The sequence below is a fragment of the Mycobacterium sp. IS-3022 genome, from assembly GCF_001500065.1.
In the GTDB taxonomy this organism is placed as follows: domain Bacteria; phylum Actinomycetota; class Actinomycetes; order Mycobacteriales; family Mycobacteriaceae; genus Mycobacterium.
The window spans coordinates 90,689-106,861 of record NZ_LQIN01000051.1; the positions used below are offsets into that span (position 1 = coordinate 90,689).

15 protein-coding genes are annotated in these 16,173 nt (G+C 67.9%); 7 read left to right on the forward strand and 8 right to left on the reverse strand.

What is annotated here, in order from left to right; all coding sequences use genetic code 11:
• Positions 1 to 29: 29 nt before the first annotated feature.
• The 4 genes from AU188_RS24235 to metG all read right to left on the reverse strand — a co-directional run bounded on the left by AU188_RS24235 (position 30) and on the right by metG (position 5,088).
• Complete coding sequence (locus AU188_RS24235) at positions 30 to 932, reverse strand: RNA polymerase sigma-70 factor (protein WP_059166015.1); 903 nt, start codon at positions 930 to 932, stop codon at positions 30 to 32.
• Positions 929 to 2,119, reverse strand: coding sequence for an NAD(P)/FAD-dependent oxidoreductase (locus AU188_RS24240; protein WP_059166016.1), 1,191 nt, complete (start codon positions 2,117 to 2,119; stop codon positions 929 to 931). The genes AU188_RS24235 and AU188_RS24240 overlap by 4 nt, the downstream gene beginning before the upstream one ends.
• Positions 2,120 to 2,182: 63 nt before the next feature.
• The gene (gene gdhA, locus AU188_RS24245) at positions 2,183 to 3,532 is read right to left on the reverse strand and encodes an NADP-specific glutamate dehydrogenase (RefSeq protein ID WP_059166017.1); all 1,350 of its coding nucleotides are present in this window, start codon (positions 3,530 to 3,532) and stop codon (positions 2,183 to 2,185) included.
• Between the two features lie 8 nt (positions 3,533 to 3,540).
• Positions 3,541 to 5,088 (reverse strand): methionine--tRNA ligase, encoded by a 1,548-nt coding sequence (gene metG / locus AU188_RS24250; RefSeq protein ID WP_059166018.1) that lies wholly within the window; start codon positions 5,086 to 5,088, stop codon positions 3,541 to 3,543.
• A 24-nt stretch (positions 5,089 to 5,112) separates the two neighbouring features.
• Here metG and AU188_RS24255 point away from each other — a divergent pair, with 24 nt between their 5' ends.
• The 3 genes from AU188_RS24255 (at position 5,113) to rsmA (ending at position 8,100) form a co-directional block, all read left to right on the forward strand.
• Positions 5,113 to 5,961: a TatD family hydrolase gene (locus AU188_RS24255; RefSeq protein WP_059166111.1), complete on the forward strand. Its 849-nt coding sequence runs from the start codon at positions 5,113 to 5,115 to the stop codon at positions 5,959 to 5,961.
• A gap of 91 nt (positions 5,962 to 6,052) precedes the next feature.
• A complete protein-coding gene (locus tag AU188_RS24260; RefSeq protein ID WP_059166019.1) occupies positions 6,053 to 7,180 on the forward strand; it encodes a resuscitation-promoting factor in 1,128 nt (375 codons plus the stop codon).
• Complete coding sequence (gene rsmA, locus AU188_RS24265; RefSeq protein ID WP_059166020.1) at positions 7,177 to 8,100, forward strand: 16S rRNA (adenine(1518)-N(6)/adenine(1519)-N(6))-dimethyltransferase RsmA; 924 nt, start codon at positions 7,177 to 7,179, stop codon at positions 8,098 to 8,100. The genes AU188_RS24260 and rsmA overlap by 4 nt, the downstream gene beginning before the upstream one ends.
• 31 nt (positions 8,101 to 8,131) lie before the next feature.
• Here rsmA and AU188_RS24270 read toward each other — a convergent pair whose 3' ends face one another.
• The gene (locus tag AU188_RS24270; protein ID WP_059166021.1) at positions 8,132 to 8,917 is read right to left on the reverse strand and encodes a serine/threonine-protein kinase; all 786 of its coding nucleotides are present in this window, start codon (positions 8,915 to 8,917) and stop codon (positions 8,132 to 8,134) included.
• 71 nt (positions 8,918 to 8,988) lie between these two features.
• Between AU188_RS24270 and AU188_RS24275 the strand changes: the two genes are divergently transcribed.
• The 4 genes from AU188_RS24275 (at position 8,989) to AU188_RS24290 (ending at position 13,827) form a co-directional block, all read left to right on the forward strand.
• Positions 8,989 to 9,963 carry a 4-(cytidine 5'-diphospho)-2-C-methyl-D-erythritol kinase gene (locus tag AU188_RS24275; protein ID WP_059166022.1) on the forward strand — a complete coding sequence of 325 codons (975 nt, stop codon included), beginning with the start codon at positions 8,989 to 8,991 and terminating at the stop codon, positions 9,961 to 9,963.
• Positions 9,964 to 10,247: 284 nt separating this feature from the next.
• Entirely contained in the window at positions 10,248 to 11,882 is a 1,635-nt protein-coding gene (locus AU188_RS24280; RefSeq protein ID WP_059166023.1) for a fatty acyl-AMP ligase, read from the forward strand.
• A 113-nt stretch (positions 11,883 to 11,995) separates the two neighbouring features.
• Positions 11,996 to 12,982: an ATP-binding cassette domain-containing protein gene (locus AU188_RS24285; protein WP_059166024.1), complete on the forward strand. Its 987-nt coding sequence runs from the start codon at positions 11,996 to 11,998 to the stop codon at positions 12,980 to 12,982.
• On the forward strand, positions 12,979 to 13,827 hold the full coding sequence (locus AU188_RS24290) for an ABC transporter permease (protein WP_059166025.1): 849 nt from the start codon (positions 12,979 to 12,981) through the stop codon (positions 13,825 to 13,827). The genes AU188_RS24285 and AU188_RS24290 overlap by 4 nt, the downstream gene beginning before the upstream one ends.
• Before the next feature lie 14 nt (positions 13,828 to 13,841).
• Here AU188_RS24290 and pth read toward each other — a convergent pair whose 3' ends face one another.
• The 3 genes from pth to AU188_RS24305 form a co-directional block, all read right to left on the reverse strand.
• The gene (pth, locus tag AU188_RS24295; RefSeq protein WP_059166026.1) at positions 13,842 to 14,444 is read right to left on the reverse strand and encodes an aminoacyl-tRNA hydrolase; all 603 of its coding nucleotides are present in this window, start codon (positions 14,442 to 14,444) and stop codon (positions 13,842 to 13,844) included.
• 6 nt (positions 14,445 to 14,450) lie between these two features.
• On the reverse strand, positions 14,451 to 15,134 hold the full coding sequence (locus tag AU188_RS24300; RefSeq protein ID WP_059166027.1) for a 50S ribosomal protein L25/general stress protein Ctc: 684 nt from the start codon (positions 15,132 to 15,134) through the stop codon (positions 14,451 to 14,453).
• Between the two features lie 137 nt (positions 15,135 to 15,271).
• Positions 15,272 to 16,144, reverse strand: a complete 873-nt coding sequence (locus tag AU188_RS24305) for an oxidoreductase (RefSeq protein ID WP_059166028.1) — start codon at positions 16,142 to 16,144, stop codon at positions 15,272 to 15,274.
• Positions 16,145 to 16,173: the final 29 nt, after the last annotated feature.

Here is a 16,173-nt window from a genome sequence, read left to right on the forward strand (position 1 = left end):
GCACTACGTGACTGCTCGCGCAGGAAAAGTCAGCGGCTGATCTTCCGGGGGATCGTGACGCCGCCGAGCTTGTCCGGGTTGCGCACCGCGTACAGGTTCGTGATCTTGTCGTCGGTCACCTCGAACACGAACAGGCCCTCCAGGTGTTCGCCGGTGTAGATCACGACGGCCGGCGCGCTGTTGTACACCGCTGTGTGGAACCGCATGTCCGGCATATCCCGGGCCACCCGGAAGAGTTGGGCCATCAGCGCGGCCACCCGCCGCGCGCCGACGACGGGCCTGCGAATCGCGGTGGCCTTGCCGCCGTGGTCCGCGGTCCAGGTCACGCCGGGCGCCAGCAGCGCCATCAGACCCTCCACGTCACCGGTGGCCGCCGCGGTCAGGAACTGCTCGGTGATCTGGGCCGTACGGCGTTCGTCGACGGGGCCGAACCGCTTCCGCCTCGACTGCACGTGGGCCCGGGCACGGTGCGCCATCTGGCGCACCGTGCCCGCGGACTTTCCGACCGCTTCGGCGATCTGGTCGTAGTCGAAGCCGAACACCTCGCGCAACACGAACACCGCGCGCTCGTCGGGCGTCAGCGTCTCCAGCACCACCAGCATCGCCATCGAAACCGATTCGGCCAGCACCACATCCGCCGACGGGTCGGTGTCCTCGAGCAGCAGCGGCTCGGGCAGCCACGGGCCGACGTACTCCTCGCGACGACGTGCCCGGCTGCGAACCGCGTTGAGCGCCTCGCGGGTCACCAACTGCGCCAGATACGACTTCGTGTCCCGCACGGTCGCGAGGTCGACGTCGGCCCAGCGCAGGTAGCTGTCCTGTAGCACGTCGTCGGATTCCGTTGTGCTGCCGAGAATCTCGTAGGCGATCGTGAACAGCAGCGGCCGCAGATGGGTGAACCGCTCGGCGTGTTCGCCTCCTGAGGTGGTCACGTTTCCGTTACCACCTTCGGAGCGAAGGCCGGCTGCTCGGGACGCGGGCCGCCCTTGAACCAGAACGAGGCGCCGGGTTTGCGCGCCTCTTGGCGCTGTCCCCATATCGTGCCCTTGCAGATGGCCTCCTTCACCTTGGCGCCGACACGGCCGGCGATGAAGAAGTTCACCGGAGTGTCGTCCTGGTGCCCCAGCTGGAGGATCCCGGCGCGCCGGCCCAGGCTGGTGCACGTCCCCGGCAGCCCGTACTGGAAACTCGCCGGGGCGGTGCCCGCGATCCGGCTCAGCACCGTGTTGGCTGCCTGGGGTCCGAGCTGTCCGGCAGACGCGCAGCACATCCGCAGCGCTACACCCGACGGGGAGGCGCAGTCGCCGGCGGCGACGATGCGATCGTCGTCGATGCTGGTCAGCGTCTCGTCGGTGAGCAGCCGGCCCAGTTCGTCGGTGTGCAAGCCGCTGGCCGCGGCCAGTGCGGGAACGCCGAAGCCTGCCGCCCAGATGGTCACCGCCGTCGGGCGCACCGCGCCGTCGGCGAAGACCACCGCGTCGGCGCGCACCTCGGTCACGACGTCGGCTTCGAGGATGGTGACGCCCAACTTGCGCAACGTCTTGGCGACCGAACGCCGCCCCGGTTCCGAAAGCGGCGGTGCCAACTGGCCACCGCAGACCAGCGTCACGTTGTGGCCTTGCTCTGCGAGCTCGGCCGCCGACTCGATGCCGGTCAGTCCGCCGCCGACGACGGTGACCGGAGCGCCTGGACTCACATCCTCGAGGACGGCCCGCAGCCGCTGCGCCTGCTCCAATTCCGCGATGGGATGGGCGAACTCGGCTGCACCCGGCACCGATGTCGGTATCGCGCCGGTGCTGCCTACCGCGTAGATGACGTAGTCGTAGGTCAAGGCGCGGCCCGACGCGAGTTCGATCCTTCGCGTGGCGGTGTCGATGCGTGTCGCGGTGTCTACGACCAGCTTGATGCCCTCGCCGAGCAGCGTGCCGTAGTCGACGGTGGCCTCGTAGTTACCGGCGGCGTGCTGGTGCAGGCGGATCCGCTCGACGAACTTCGGCCTGGGGTTGACCAGAGTGATGTCGAGACCAGGACGCATCCGCAGATGGTTGGCCGCCAGGGTTCCGGAGTAGCCGCCGCCGATGACGACGACTTTCGTGTTATGTGCGTTGTGTTCAGTCATGCCCTCAAGACACCGTTCGCCGCCGAAACGTGACAGAACGTGACGTGGGTCACTCTGAGGCGGTCAGACGAGTCCGAGCGCCAGCATCGCGTCGGCCACCCGGATGAACCCGGCGATGTTCGCCCCCGCCACATAGTTGCCGGGTTGGTCGTAATCGTCGGCGGTGGCCAAGCAGCGGTTGTGGATGCGGCGCATGATCTGCTCCAACCGTTTCTCGGTGTCGGCGAACGTCCACGAGTCCCGCGACGCGTTCTGTTGCATCTCCAACGCACTGGTTGCGACGCCGCCCGCGTTGGCGGCCTTACCCGGTGCGAACGTCACCCCGGCCCCGGCGAAGTGCTTGACCGCGGTGGGGGAGCACGGCATGTTCGCGCCTTCGGCGACGATCCGGCAGCCGTTGGCGATCAGTGCGAGCGCCTCGTCGCCGTTGATCTCGTTCTGCGTCGCGCATGGCAGCGCGATCTCGCACGGCACATTCCACACGTTGCGGTCCTCGACGAACGTGGCGGCGCCCCCACGTATCTCGGCGTAGTCGGCCACCCGGCCGCGCCGCACTTCCTTGATCTCCTTGAGGATCTCGAGGTCGATACCCTTCTCGTCGACGACATAGCCGCTCGAGTCCGAACAGGCCACGACGATGCCGCCGAGTTCCTGGATCTTCTCGATCGCATAGATCGCGACGTTGCCCGAGCCGGACACGACGGCGTGCTTGCCCTCGAAGCTGTCGTTGTTGGCCTTGAGGATCTCGTTGACGAAGAACACGGTTCCGTATCCGGTGGCCTCGGTGCGGACCTGCGAACCGCCCCAGGTCAACCCCTTGCCGGTGAGCGTGCCGGACTCGTAGCGGTTGGTGATCCGCTTGTACTGCCCGAACAGGTAACCGATTTCACGCATACCCACGCCGGCGTCGCCGGCGGGCACGTCGGTGTACTCGCCCAGGTGGCGGTACAGCTCGGTCATGAACGACTGGCAGAACCGCATCACCTCGTCGTCGGTGCGGCCCTTGGGGTCGAAATCCGCGCCACCCTTGCCGCCGCCGATCGGCATGCCGGTCAGCGAGTTCTTGAAGATCTGTTCGAAGCCGAGGAATTTGACGATTCCGAGGTAGACCGACGGGTGGAAGCGCAGGCCGCCCTTGAATGGGCCCAGCGCGGAGTTGAACTCGACGCGGAAGCCGCGGTTGATCTGGACCGTGCCGCGGTCGTCGACCCAGGGCACCCGGAAGATGATCTGGCGTTCCGGTTCGCACAGCCGCCGGATCACCTCGGAGTCGACATATTCCGGATGCTTCTCCACCACGGGTCCGAGGCTGGTGAGCACCTCGAACACGGACTGGTGGAATTCGGTCTCGCCGGCGTTGCGCCGCGCGACCTCTTCGTAGATGTCGTGCAGTTTCTCGTGCAGTCCGTTCACTTTTCGAATCACTCAGCCTGGTAGCGGGGGAACACGCCGGTCGGGGCCGGCAGGGCGGTGCCTGGCTTCAATCGGACACCGACGGCGGCGAAGGAGCGTTCGTCGGGGTCCTGACCGAGCAGGTCGAGCAGTTTGGCCGCCGAGTCGGGCATCACCGGCTGGGCCAGCAGCGCCGCGATCCGTACGACCTCCAGCGTCGTGTACAGCACAGTGCCGAACCGCCTCTGGTCTTCGGGCGACTCGGACTTGCGCAGCACCCATGGCTCTTGGGCCGAGAAGTACTTGTTCGCCGACCCCAGGACGGACCAGATGGCCTCCAGCGCCAGGTGCATCGCCACGGCGTCGTAGTGGCCGCGCACCCGGTCAAGCAACGAGTCGGCCGACTCCAGCAGCGCGATATCCTCGGCGGTGAAATCGCCTGGCTCCGGGACGATTCCGTCGAGGTTCTTGGCGACCATCGACAACGAACGCTGGGCCAGGTTGCCCAACTCGTTGGCCAGGTCGGCGTTGATGCGCCCGATGATGGCCTCTTCGCTGTAGCTGCCGTCCTGGCCGAACGGCACTTCGCGCAGAAAGAAGTACCGCACCTGGTCGAGGCCGAACGTGTCGACGAGGTTGACCGGATCGATGATGTTGCCCACCGACTTGCTCATCTTCTCGCCGCGGTTGAGCACGAAGCCGTGCGCGAACACCCTGCGCGGCAACGCGATTCCGGCAGACATCAGAAACGCCGGCCAGTAGACGGCGTGAAACCGGATGATGTCCTTGCCGATCATGTGCAGATCGGCGGGCCAGTACCGGCCGAACGCCTCTGACGAGGTGTCCGGAAAGCCCACGCCCGTCAGGTAATTCGTCAGGGCGTCCACCCATACGTACATGACGTGATCGGGATGGTCTGGTACCGGCACGCCCCAGTCGAACGTCGTCCGGGATATCGACAGATCGCGCAGGCCACCGGAGACGAAGCTGACGATCTCGTTGCGCCGCACGTCGGGCTCGATGAACTCCGGATGCGCCCGGTAGTGCGCGAGCAGCTTGTCGGTGTAGGCCGACAGCCGGAAGAAGTACGTCTGCTCCTCGGTCCAGGTCACCGGGGCGCCGGTTTCCGTTGCCACCCGTACACCGTCGGCGCCGACGCTGGTCTCGGCCTCGGTGAAGAACCGTTCGTCACGCACGGAGTACCAACCCCGGTACGAGTCGAGGTAGATGTCGCCGGCGTCGTTCATCCGCCGCCAGATCTCGTTGGACGCCTCGTGGTGGTCGGCATCGGACGTGCGGATGAACCGGTCGAACGAGATGTTGAGCTTGCGTTGCAGGCGTTCGAACACATCGGAGTTCTGCCGCGCCAGCTCGGCCGTCGGGACACCCAGCGCCTGCGCGGCCTCGGCCATCTTCAGCCCGTGCACGTCGGTGCCGGTCAGATACCGCACGTCGAAGCCGTCCAGCCGCTTGAACCGGGCGATCGCATCGGTGGCGATGTACTCGTAGGCGTGTCCGACGTGCGGATCGCCGTTCGGGTAGGCGATCGCCGTGGTGATGTAGAAAGGCTCGCTCATTTGGCCTCAGCTTATGGTGTGGCGGTGAGCGAGAAGCGTCGAGGCACAAGGGAGCAGCCGCCCGCCCCGGCGCCGCTGAGCCCGCTGATCGACGCGCACACCCACCTCGATGCGTGCGGCGCCACGGACGCGGCGAGCGTCACCGAGATCGTCGACCGCGCCGCCGCGGTCGGCGTGCAGGCCGTCGTCACGATCGCCGACGACCTCGAGTCCGCGCGATGGGTCACCGATGCGGCCGACGCCGACGCGCGCGTCTACGCCGCGGTCGCCCTGCACCCGACACGCGCCGGCGCGCTGACCGAGGAGGCCAAGACCGTCATCGAGCGACTCGCCGGCCACCCCCGCGTCGTCGCGGTCGGGGAGACCGGCCTGGACCTGTACTGGCCGGGCAAGCTCGACGGGTGCGCCGACCCGGCGACCCAGCGCGACGCGTTCGCCTGGCACATCGACCTCGCCAAGCGCACCGGCAAACCGCTGATGATCCACAACCGCGAGGCCGACGCCGACATCCTCGACGTGCTGACCGCCGAGGGGGCCCCGGACACGGTGATCTTCCACTGCTTCTCCTCGGGCCCGGAGATGGCGCGCGCGTGTGTGGACCGGGGCTGGGTGCTGAGCCTGTCGGGCACCGTCAGCTTCAAGAACGCCAAGGCCCTGCAGGAAGCCGCGGCCCTGATTCCGCCGGGGCAGCTGATCGTCGAGACCGACGCGCCGTTCCTCACCCCGCACCCGTACCGCGGCGCACCCAACGAGCCGTATTGCCTGCCCTACACTGTGCGGGCGCTCGCGCAGATCATCGGCAAGCCGGCAGAGGTAGTTGCGCGGGAAACCACCGCGACCGCGGCGCGCACCTACGGCCTTGCGAGTTGCTGACGCCGGGCGTCTCCGTTACCGTGCTGTGATCGAAACCGGAGCGCTACCCCCGCAGCCGCATTCGGCCCGATAGTCGGAGATATACGACGTTTTGAACACTTTCACAAAACTCCATGAAGCGCGCTCGCCATTGCTACGTCTTCTGGTCGGTGCGACGCTGCTCGCACTGACTTTCGCCGGTGGCTATGCCGTAGCCGCGCACAAGACCGTCACGCTGACCGTGGACGGCTCCTCGACGACGGTGGCGACGATGAAGTCGCGCGTCATCGACGTCGTTGAAGAGAACGGCTTCGACGTCGGCGAACGCGATGATCTCTACCCGGCCGCCGATCAGCCGGTGCACCAGGCCGACACGATCGTGCTGCGCCGCAGCCGCCCGCTGCAGGTGTCCCTCGACGGGCAGGACAGCCGGCAGGTGTGGACCACCGCATCGACCGTCGACGAGGCGCTCTCGCAGCTGAAGATGACCGACACTGCGCCCGCCGCGGCCTCGCGCGGCAGCCGGGTTCCGCTCGCGGGGATGTCGCTGCCCGTTGTCAGCGCCAAGACCGTGCACATCGACGACGGCGGGGCGATGCGCACCGTCACGCTGGCCGCACCGAACGTCGCTGGTCTGCTCGCGGCCGCCGGCGCGCCGCTCGAGCAGCGCGACACCGTCGTGCCGGCCGCGTCGGCGCCCGTGGTCGACGGCATGCGGATCGACGTCACGCGCAACCGGATCGAAAAGGTCGCCCAGCGGGTGCCGCTGGCCCCGCCCCTCAAGCGCATCGAGGACCCGACGCTCAACCAGAGCCGCGAGATCGTCGAGGACCCGGGCGCGCCCGGCACCCAGGACGTGATCTTTGCGGTGGCAAAGGTCAACGGCGTCGAGACCGGCAGGTTGCCAGTAGCCAATGTCGTCGTGACGCCGGCCCGCGAAGGCGTGGTGCGGGTCGGCACGAAACCCGGCACCGACGTGCCGCCGGTGTCCAACGGCGCGACGTGGGACGCCCTTGCTCGCTGCGAAGCGGGAGGTAATTGGGCTATCAACACCGGCAACGGCTACTACGGTGGCGTCCAATTCGACCAGAACACGTGGGAGCGCAACGGCGGTCTGAGGTATGCTGCGAGAGCTGATTTGGCCACACGAGAAGAGCAAATCGCGATTGCTGAAGTCACTCGGGCGCGGCAAGGTTGGGGAGCGTGGCCGACGTGTAGCGGGAGGATTGGGGCGCGCTGACCATTCGATTACTCGGACGGACTGAGATACGGCAGCTGGCCAAACAGATCGATTTCCGGCCGCGTAAAGCTTTCGGTCAGAACTTCGTCCACGACGCGAACACGGTTCGGCGGATCGTCTCGGCCTCCGGGATCAACAGGAACGACCACGTCCTCGAAGTCGGCCCCGGCCTGGGCTCGCTGACGCTGGCCCTGCTCGACCGCGGTGCGCGGGTGACCGCCGTCGAGATCGACCCGGTGTTGGCTCGGCAGCTGCCGACCACGATCGCCGACCATTCGCACAGCGAGATCAACCGGCTCACCGTGCTCAACCGCGACGTCCTGACGCTGCGACGCGCCGAGTTGGACGAAGAGCCGACCGCCCTGGTCGCGAACCTGCCGTACAACGTCGCGGTGCCCGCGCTGCTGCACCTGCTGGCCGAGCTGCCGTCGATCCGCACCGTGATGGTGATGGTGCAGGCCGAGGTGGCCGAGCGACTCGCCGCCGAACCGGGTGGCAAGGAGTACGGCGTGCCCAGCGCCAAGGTGCGGTTCTTCGGCAACGTCCGGCGTTACGGCATGGTGTCGCCGACGGTGTTCTGGCCGATCCCGCGGGTGTACTCGGGCCTGGTGGGCATCGAACGTCACGAGACCCCGCCGTGGCCCACCGACGACGGCTTTCGCCGCAAGGTGTTCGAGCTGATCGACATCGCGTTCGCACAGCGCCGCAAGACGGCCCGCAACGCGTTCGCCGAATGGGCCGGTTCGGGCAACGAGTCGGCGCGCAGGCTGCTGGCGGCCAGCATCGACCCGTCGCGTCGCGGCGAGACGCTCTCGATCGCGGACTTCGTCCGGCTGCTGCAGCGGTCTGGTGAGACCGACTCGCCGGTGGTCGGCGAGCCCCACGAGCAGGAGCAACAGGGTTCGATCGGCGTGCCCTGAGACGCGCTCGAAAGCCTGGGTTCAGCGGCAACTACTGCAACGCGCGGGCGATCAACGCGATGAGCTCACGGCAGGACCCGTACCGGTCCGCGGGCGCCTTCGACAGCGCCTTGGCCATTATCGAGTCGAAAGCCCGTGGCAGCCAGTCGATCTCACGGGAGAACCGCGGCGGCGGGCGATGCAGGTGCGCGTCGACCAGACCGACTCGGGAGTCCTCTCGGAACGGCGGCGACCCGGTGATCAACTCGACCGCGGCACAGGCCAGCCCGTATTCATCGGTCGCCTCACTCGGTGCCCGGCCCGCGATGAGTTCGGGCGCCGAGTACGCCAACGACGCCTCCACCTGCGTCGGGCGCCGGCAGATGTCGTCGGTGATCGTGACCGCGACCCCGAAGTCGATGAGAACGGCGCGGGCGCCGTCGACGAGGATGTTGGCGGGTTTGACGTCGCAGTGCACGATCGCGCGGTTGTGAATGTAGTCCAGCGCGTCGGCGATCTGGCTCAGCGCGGCGATGCGATCGGAGAGCTTCCGCAGGCCTCGCACTCCGCCGCCCGCGACCAGCTCCATCGTCAGCCAACCGGGGCCGCGCTCGTACACCGTGACGATGTGGGGATGGTCCAGTCGGTTGGCGAACTCGAATTCTCTTCGCAGCCGTGCCACCTCCGCGAGGTGGCGATGGTCTGCGTCGAGGACCTTCAGCGCGACCACTCTCGCCGTGTCCTCGGCGCCGTGCACCCGGTAAACGGTGGCGGATCCGCCGCGGCCGAGGACCTCGTCGACCACATAGCCTTCGAACCGGTCGCCGGCGGACAGCACGTTCCCAGATTAGTGCCGGTGACGGCCCTGACTCGGTGAGACGACTGCTGGTCACCAGATAGTGTCGTGCCGTGCCAGGCTGGAACGGAAACACCGCCTCGGAGTGGGTTCCCACCGGGTCGGTCACCGTTCGGGTGCCCGGCAAGGTGAACCTCTACCTGGAGGTGGGGGACCGCCGCGACGACGGTTATCACGAGCTCACCACCGTGTTCCATGCCGTTTCGCTGCTCGACGAGGTCACCGTCCGCAACGCCGACATGCTGACCGTGGAGATGTCCGGTGAAGGGGCCGAGTCGCTGCCCACCGACGAGCGCAACCTCGCGTGGCGGGCGGCGGAGTTGATGGCCGAGCACGTGGGCCGGGCGCCGGATGTGGCGATTGTGATCGAGAAGTCCATTCCGGTGGCCGGCGGGATGGCGGGCGGCAGCGCCGACGCCGCGGCGGTGCTGGTGGCGATGAACACGCTGTGGGAGCTGGGTGTGCCGCGGCGTGATCTGCATGCGCTCGCCGCTCAACTCGGCAGCGACGTCCCGTTCGCCTTGCACGGTGGGACGGCGTTGGGCACCGGCCGCGGCGAGGAACTGGCGACGGTGCTGGCGCGCACCACGTTCCACTGGGTGTTGGCGTTCGCCGACGGCGGGTTGTCGACGCCCGCGGTGTTCGCCGAGATCGACCGGCTGCGGGAGACCGCGGGGTCCGACCGCAAGGCGCCGCCCCGGCTGGACGACCCCGAGCCGGTGCTGGCCGCGTTGGCGTCCGGCGATGCCGCTGAGCTGGCGCCGCTGCTCGGAAACGACCTGCAGCCCGCGGCGCTGCGCCTCGACCCGGGGCTGCGCCGCACGTTGCGCGCCGGCACCGAGGCGGGGGCGTTGGCGGGCATCGTCTCGGGCTCCGGGCCGACGTGCGCGTTCCTGTGCGCGTCGGCGAGCGCGGCGGTGGACGTCGGCGCGCAACTCGCCGGCGCGGGCGTGTGCCGCACGGTGCGGGTGGCCAGCGGTCCCGTGCAGGGCGCGCGGGTGGTACCTGCGCCGTCGACATCGGTTTGATAACGAGCCGGTGTGAGCCAGACCTCAATTCTCGCGAGAGTTTGGCGGCTACTTAAGAGTTGCCTAAGATGAGCTGCGGTGAAAACTAGCGGTCATGCAGCGGACGCGACTTTCTTCCCCACCGGAAACCTCGGTGGGAGTCTCGTCAGATGCGGCGTAGGTTCCGGTGCATCACCGATTCGAGACTCAACCGCTCCCGATTTGTGTGCGCGCCTCAGCGCTCGCGTGCCTGATCAGGCGGAGCATTACGCCAGGGAATTAGCTCTGGAGCCGAGGAGGTCGTCGTGAGCCGATTCACCGAGAAGATGTACCGCAACGCCCGCACCGTCACGACGGGCATGGTCACCGGTGAACCCCACGAGCCCGTCCGCCACACCTGGGGCGAGGTGCACGAGCGAGCGCGCTGCATCGCCGGCGGCCTTGCCTCCGCGGGCATCGGCCACGGCGACGCCGTCGGCGTGCTGGCCGGCTTCCCCGTCGAGATCGCGCCGACCGCGCAGGGCCTGTGGATGCGCGGAGCCAGCCTGACGATGCTGCACCAGCCGACGCCGCGCACCGACCTGGCCGTGTGGGCCGAGGACACCATGACCGTCATCGGCATGATCGAGGCCAAGGCCGTGATCGTGTCGGAGCCGTTCCTCGTGGCGATCCCGGTGCTCGAGGAGAAGGGCATCAAGGTCCTCACGGTCGGCGATCTGCTGGCATCCGAGCCGATCGACCCCGTCGAGGTCGGCGAGGACGACCTGGCGCTGATGCAGCTGACGTCGGGATCGACCGGTTCCCCGAAGGCCGTGCAGATCACGCACCGCAACATCTACTCCAACGCCGAGGCGATGTTCATCGGCGCCGAGTACGACGTCGAGAAGGACGTCATGGTCAGCTGGCTGCCCTGCTTCCACGACATGGGCATGGTCGGCTTCCTCACCATCCCGATGTACTTCGGCGCGGAACTGGTCAAGGTCACGCCGATGGACTTCCTGCGCGACACGCTGCTGTGGGCCAAGCTCATCGACAAGTACAAGGGCACCATGACGGCCGCCCCCAACTTCGCGTACGCGCTGTTCGCCAAGCGGCTGCGGCGTCAGGCCAAGCCGGGCGAGTTCGATCTGTCGACGCTGCGCTTCGCGCTGTCGGGAGCCGAGCCCGTCGAACCCGCCGACGTCGAGGATCTACTGGATGCCGGCAAGCCGTTCGGCCTGCGGCCCGACGCGATCCTGCCCGCCTACGGCATGGCCGAGACCACCCTGGCGGTGTCGTTCTCGCCGTGCGGTGCCGGTCTGGTGGTCGACGAGGTCGACGCCGACCTGCTGGCCGCGCTGCGTCGCGCCGTGCCGGCCACCAAGGGCAACACCCGGCGGCTGGCCTCGCTGGGGCCGCTGCTGCGCGACCTGGAGGCCCGGGTCATCGACGAGCACGGCAACGTGATGCCGCCGCGCGGCGTCGGCGTCATCGAGCTTCGCGGCGAGTCGCTGACGCCCGGATACATCACGATGGGTGGCTTCATTCCCGCGCAGGACGAGCACGGCTGGTACGACACCGGCGACCTCGGCTACATCACCGAAGAGGGCAACATCGTCGTCTGCGGCCGAGTCAAGGACGTCATCATCATGGCCGGGCGCAACATCTATCCGACCGACATCGAACGCGCCGCCTGCCGCGTCGACGGTGTCCGTCCGGGTTGCGCGGTCGCCGTGCGACTCGACGCCGGTCACTCGCGCGAGACGTTTGCCGTCGCGGTCGAGTCCAACTCGTGGCAGGACCCCGCCGAGGTTCGTCGCATCGAGCACGATGTCGCCCATGAGGTGGTGGCCGAGGTCGACGTCCGCCCGCGCAACGTCGTCGTGCTCGGACCGGGAACCATCCCGAAGACCCCGTCGGGCAAGCTGCGCCGCAGCAACTCGGTCTCGCTCGTCACGTAATCGCCCCGTGCCGCGAGCGACCGCGTCTGTACGCGACACGCCGCGGAAAGTTGGCATTTTGCGGTCGCTCGCGCGGTAACAACTTGTCGGCGAGTGCCGATACGGTTCCTGTCATGCCCACCCCACCCGCCATCGAAGCCATCGACCTGGTGAAGCGCTTCGGTGAGAACACCGCGGTCGACGGCGTCAGCTTCACCGTCCCGCCCGCCACGGTGCTGGGTCTGCTGGGCCCCAACGGCGCAGGGAAGACCACCACGGTGCGGATGATGACCACGCTCACCGAGCCGACCAGCGGCACCGCTCGCGTCGCGGGGTACGACGTCGTGGGCGAACCCGATCAGGTGCGCCGCAACATGGGTTTGGCCGGGCAGGTCGCCACGGTGGACGAACTGCTGACGGGCCTTGAGAACATCAAGATGATCGGCGGGCTGTACGGCATCCGCAAGAAGGACCTCAAGCGGCTGGGAGATCAACTGCTGGAACAGTTTTCGCTCACCGCCGCGGCCGATCGGGTGGTGAGGTCGTATTCGGGCGGGATGCGTCGCCGACTCGACCTCGCGGTGAGCCTGCTCGCGTCGCCGCCGGTGCTGTTCCTCGACGAACCCACCACCGGCCTCGATCCGCGCAGCCGCAGCGAGTTGTGGGACGCACTGCGAAACCTGGTCAAGCAGGGCACGACGTTGTTGCTGACCACGCAGTACCTCGAGGAGGCCGATCAGCTGGCCGACAACATCGTGGTGATCGACAAAGGCCGCATCATCGCGCAGGGGTCCCCGCTGCAACTCAAGGAGCAGGCGGGCACCGCCAGCCTGGTCGTGACCGTGGCGAAGGCAGAGGATCTACCCGCCGCGCAGGCGCTGCTCGCCAAGACGGGCGCCGAGGTGTACGTCGACGTCGGCGCGCGCGAACTCACCGCCGCCGCCGACGGTCTCGACGACATGATCCGCGTCGCCGGCTGGCTGCGCGAGAGCAACATCGACGTCGACGACATCGGCCTGTCCCGCCCCAGCCTCGACGACGTGTTCCTCACGCTGACCGGACACCGCACCGAAGTGGGAGTACCTCCCGCCCGCAGGGCAGGGGGAGAGGTCGAGGCATGACCACCGTGACCGCATCGGCGCCCGAGCGAGTCGAGCCGGCGCACACCAGGCGCACCAACATCGCTCAGCAATCGTGGATCATGGTCAAACGCAACATGATCCACACCAAGCGCATGCCCGAGATGTTGAGCGACGTGACCGCGCAGCCGATCATGTTCGTGCTGCTGTTCGCGTTCGTGTTCGGCGCTTCGATCGTCAACCCCGGCGGCACGAACTATCGCGAGTTCCTGCTTCCCGGCATCCAGGCACAGACGATCGTGTTCTCGGCATTCGTCGTGGCATCCGGCATCACGGCCGATGTCGAGAAAGGCATCATCGACCGGTTCCGGTCGTTGCCGATCTCGCGGTCGTCGGTTCTGATCGGGCGCAGCATCGCGAGCCTGATCCACTCGTCGCTAGGGGTGGTGGTGATGGCGCTCACCGGGTTGGCCATCGGGTGGCGCATCCGCGGCAGCGTCGCCGAAGCGGTGCTGGCGTTCGCGCTCGTGCTGGTGTTCGGTTTCGGAATGATCTGGTTCGGCATCCTGATCGGCTCGTTGCTGCGCACTGTCGAGGCGGTCAACGGGGTGATGTTCACCGTGTTGTTTCCGATCACGTTCCTGGCCAACACGTTTGTGCCGACCGAGCCGATGCCGCACTGGCTGCGGGTCATCGCCGAGTGGAACCCGGTGTCGTCGCTGGCGCAGGCGATGCGCGAACTGTGGGGCAACGGCGGGCCCGCGCCGGAAAGCGCACAGCTCCCGCTGCATCACCCGGTGCTGGCCACCATCGTGTGGTCGTTGGTGCTGACCGCGATATTCGCGCCGTTCGCCCTTCGCGCCTACGCCCGCCGCACGGGGGATTAGGCGCAATCGGCGAGCTAATCCCAGGCGTGGACGATGTTCTGCGCCGGCTCCAGGCCTTGCGCCACAAGGAGTTCGGTAGCGTCGGCGGCCTGCTCGCAGATCGTCGGGACGTCCTTCCACTCGGCCGAGCTGAAGGTCGAGAGCACGTACTTCGCACCGTCCATCCGCCCGGGCGGCCGTCCGATGCCGATGCGGACCCGCTGAAAGTCGTTGCTGCCCAACGCTGAACTCACCGATCGCAGACCGTTGTGCCCGGCCACACCGCCACCGAGCTTCAGCCGGATCCGACCGAAGTCGATGTCGAGTTCGTCGTGGATCACCACGATTTCGGCAGGCGACACCGAATAGAACTTGGCCAGGGGCCCCACCTGCCGACCGGACTCGTTCATGTAGGTACGCGGCTTGGCCAGTACGACCGGCCGTCCGCCGATGCGGCCCGTGGCCACCTCGGCGCCGGACTTCTTGTGCACCTTGAATCCCGAGCCGATGCGGTCGGCGAGGATGTCGGCGACGAGGAACCCGAGGTTGTGCCGGGTGGTGGCGTACTGCGGCCCCGGGTTGCCCAGGCCGACCACGATCTGGGGCCCCCGCCCTTGGCCAGGGGAGGGTTCGGCCACGCCGGACTACTCGGAGTCTTCCGAGGGCGCGGCTTCTTCGCCTTCGCCCTCCGCGCCCTCCGCGGCCTCCGCCTCGGCGACCTCGGCGCCCTGCTCCTCCAGCGTCGCACCGCCGCCCTCGGCCTCCAGCTCCTCTTCCGTCGGCGCAGCGACGACGTTGACCACCAGCATTTCGGGGTCCGACACCAGCGTGACGCCCGACGGGAGCTCGATTGCGCCCGCGGTGAACTGCGTACCGACGTCGGCACCCTCGATGGACACGGTCAGGTTTTCCGGAATCGACTGGACGTCGGCCTCCACCTCGATCGTGTTGGCCTCCTGCGTGACCAGCGTGCCGGGCGCGGCGTCGCCCTCGACGACGACGTTGACCTCGACGGTCACCTTCTCGCCACGGCGCACGACGAGCAGATCGGCGTGCGTGATGGTGCGGCGGATCGGGTGGATGTCGAGCGCCTTGGTCAGCGCGAGCTGCTCCTTGCCGTTGATGTCGAGCGTCAGAACCGCGTTGGTGCCCGCGTGACGAAGTACGGCGGCGAAGTCGTGGCCGTCGAGCTCCAAGTGCTGCGGGTCGCTGCCGTGACCGTAGAGGACCGCGGGCACCTTGCCGTTGCGGCGGGCGCGGCGCGAGGCGCCTTTACCGGTCTCGGTACGGACCGAAGCGGTCAGGTTGTTGGGGGCGTTCTTGGCCATGCGGTGGGTGCTCCTGTCGTGTACTCGGCACGGCCAGGGCTCAACCACTCGAAAAGAGGTTCGCGTCGATAACGGTGGCAGGCCACCCTCGCCGTGATCACCGGCAAGGGTAGCCGCAACTGCTGCTCGGGCCCAAATCAGAGCGCGAACTTGGTGCCGGTGAGCTGCTCGGAGAGCTCCCACAGCACCGTCGCGGTCCGCCCGTCGCGCGCCAGCGGGCTGCGCAACGCGGTCGGGCCGGTCGGCCCCCGGCTGCCGAACCGCGGGCCGACGAAAGTGTCGCCCGGCAGGTCCTCGGCCACCGCGTAAAGGGTCTGGCGGGCGCCGAACTCGGCGCTGGTGGCGAACAGTCGGTTGCCGGCAAGCCAGAACCGGGTGCCGAACTTGTTGCCGGTCTGGCCCTGCAGGTTGGTTGCAGAGTAGCCGGGGTGCGCGGCGATCGCCTTGACCGGCGAACCCGCCGCGGTCAGGCGACGGTGCAGGTCCATGGTGAACAACAGGTTCGCCAGCTTCGACTGACCGTAGGCCGGCCACGCCAGATAGGGCCGTGCCTTCCAGTTGAGATCCTTGAGGTTGATGCGGCCGATCAGGTGCATCATCGACGACACCGTCACCACCCGATCGGTGATCTTGGGCAGCAGCAGGTTGGTCAGCGCGAAGTGGCCGAGGTGGTTGGTGCCGATCTGGCTCTCGAACCCGTCGACCGTCAGCGCGTACGGGACGGCCATGATGCCGGCGTTGTTGACCAGCACGTCGACGGCGTCGATACCGTCGGCGAACGCCCGCACCGACGCGAGATCCTGCAGGTCGAGCTGGCGGACCTCGACGTCACCGGTGATCGCCGCGGCGGCCTCGTCGCCCTTGGCGGTGTTGCGCACGGCGAGGATGACCTTCGCACCGGCGCCGGCGAGTTCGCGAGCCGTGACCAGCCCGAGACCGCTGTTGGCGCCGGTGACGATGACGGTGCGTCCGGCGAAAGAGGGCAGGTCGGCGGCGGTCCATTCGCTCATGGCGACAGCCTAGTGAGCCGCGGCAAGAA